The 2,588-nt window shown below is 68.5% G+C and carries 1 protein-coding gene; it reads right to left on the bottom strand.

The window, feature by feature from the left end:
* Positions 1–2,292, bottom strand: a 2,292-nt coding sequence (locus ACY45C_RS15175) for a methylmalonyl-CoA mutase family protein (protein WP_462188247.1), incomplete at its 3' end; no start/stop codon positions are given.
* Between the last annotated feature and the right edge of the window lie 296 nt (positions 2,293–2,588).

The following is a 2,588-nucleotide window of genomic DNA, read 5'->3' as shown; positions in this document are numbered from 1 at the left end:
CACGTCCGCCATCGCCCGCAACGCGAACTCGGTGGAGAAGATGCAGGTGTTCTGCCCCTGGTCCTCCTTGAGGATGTCCGCCTGCACGGTGCCACGGACCGTGGCCAGCGTGCGGGCCCGGACCTCGGCGGCCTCGTCCGCGCTCGGCTCCCGGCCGTGCTCGGCGCGGAAGGCGTCTAGGCGCTGGTCGATCGCGGCGTTCAGGAACATCGCCAGGATCGTCGGCGCCGGGCCGTTGATGGTCATCGAGACGCTGGTCGACGGATCACACAGATCGAACCCGGCGAACAGGACCTTCATGTCGTCCAACGTCGCTATCGACACGCCCGACGTGCCGATCTTGCCATAGACGTCGGGCTGGGACGCGGGATCGCGGCCGTAGAGGGTCACCGAGTCGAAGGCGGTGGACAGGCGGGTCGCGGGCGAGCCGGCGGAGAGGAAGCGGCACCGGCGGTTGGTCCGGAAGGGGTCACCTTCACCGGCGAACATTCGCGCCGGGGCCTCTCCGGCCCGTTTGAACGGAAAGACGCCGGCGGTGAAGGGGAAATAGCCCGGCAGGTTCTCACGCCGCAGGAAGCGGATCAGGCGAGCGTCGTCGTCGATGGCGGGTACCGCCACCCGCCGGACCGGAGTCCCGCTGAGCGTGGTGCGCACCAGCGGGGTGTGGATCTCGGTTCCCCGGACGAGATAGGTCATCTTCTCGCCCTGACGTTCCTCGACGATCGCCGGCCATTGCGCCAGGAGCTCCCTCGTCCAGAGAGCCAGGGCGGCTTCGGCCTCGTCGCGCAGCATGGCGAGGGTGGTGGGCTCCGCCGGCGCCGCGCCAGCGCCATCGCTGGCCAGTGCCGCAAGGGCCGTCGTCAGATGCTCACGACGGCGGGCCAGCAGTGCCTGGCGCTCGGTCTCGGCGTGATAGCCCCGCACCGTCTCGGCGATCTCGGCCAGGTAGCGTACCCGGGCGGACGGAATGACCGTGGTCAGCTCGGTGGAGGTCCGCCCGTGCACCGGATGCAACGAGCCGGACACGGTAGACAGATCGTGTTTGCGTAGCCGCCCGACGAGGTGCTGATACAGGGCGGTCACCCCATCGTCGTGGAACCGGGCGGCCGAGGTGCCGAAGACGGGCATGTCCTCCCAGGACTGGTCAAACGTCTGCCGGTTGCGCACCAGTTGCCGGGCGACGTCACGCCGGGCATCCTCGGCGCCGCGCCGCTCGAACTTGTTCACCGCCACCACGTCGGCGAAGTCCAGCATATCGATCTTCTCGAGTTGTGAGGCCGCACCGTACTCGGGTGTCATCACGTACAGCGAAACATCGCAGAACGGAACGATCGCCGCGTCACCCTGCCCGATGCCCGGCGTCTCGACGATCACCAGATCGTAACCGGCCACCCGGCAGGCCGTGATCACATCCGCCAAGGGAGCCGGAACCTCACTGCCCCCCGCTCGCGTCGCCAGGGACCGGAAGAACACGTTCCCTGCTGTGCCGTCACCCAGGGAGTTCATCCGGATGCGGTCACCGAGCAATGCACCGCCGCCCCGCCGACGGCTGGGGTCGATGGCGAGCACCGCGATCCGCAGGCTGTCGCCCTGGTCGAGGCGGAAGCGCCGGATCAGCTCGTCGGTGAGTGAGGACTTTCCCGAACCACCCGTGCCGGTGATACCGAGGACCGGAACCCGCGGCCGGCAGGCGGCCTCGTCCTGCAGCGCCGCCGCGAGTCGCGGGTCCCGGCCCACCTCGAGCACGGTGATCGCCCGGGCGAGCGCGCCGTCCTCACCAGCCGCCACCGCATCAAGCTTCGGCCCGTCCTCCGTCAGATCGACGTCACAGGCCTCGATGATCATATTGATCATCTTCGCGAGACCGAGCCGTTGCCCGTCCTGCGGGGAGAAGATGCGCGCGACCCCGCGCGCGTGCAGCAGGTCGATCTCCGCCGGCACGATCACCCCGCCGCCGCCGCCATAGACCCGGACGTTGCCTGCTCCGCGCGCGCGGAGGCGCTCGATGAGGTAGCTGAAGTACTCGACATGCCCGCCCTGATAGGACGACAGGGCGATCCCTTGGGAGTCCTCCTGGATCGCGGCGGTGACGACCTCCTCGACGCTGCGGTCATGCCCGAGATGGATCACCTCGGCGCCCTGCGCCTGCAACAGGCGACGCATGATGTTGATCGCCGCGTCATGCCCGTCGAAGAGTGAGGCCGCCGTCACGATCCGGACCGGATGAACTGGTGTGTGCAGCGCGGCAGCCGGCTCGTGCCGGCCGTCGGAGGACATCGCGTCGGAGGACATCGAAGCGGCTCCCGGGGACGATGTGGCGGACGGAGATACCTAGAACCCTTAGCTTCCCGATAGTAGGACATCCATACAATAGATGCCACCATGACCAGGAGGCGGAAGCCGGCCGCTCCCGCGACCTGCCGGGCTCCGGGCAGGGTGCCCGGGCAGCCGAGTTTTGGGGAGCCAGTCACGGTCCAGGGAGCGCAGACCGTATTCAGGTCCCCCGAATTCGGTCCCCCAGATTCGCCGGCGGCGCTGGACTGGAGCGGGTGCCGCCAGCCAGTAGTCAGAAAATGCGCGTATACGAG

It is taken from the genome of Frankia sp. CcWB2, assembly GCF_977927585.1.
Note: the sequence above shows the minus strand (reverse complement) of the source record. Positions and strands in the feature narration are given on the sequence as shown.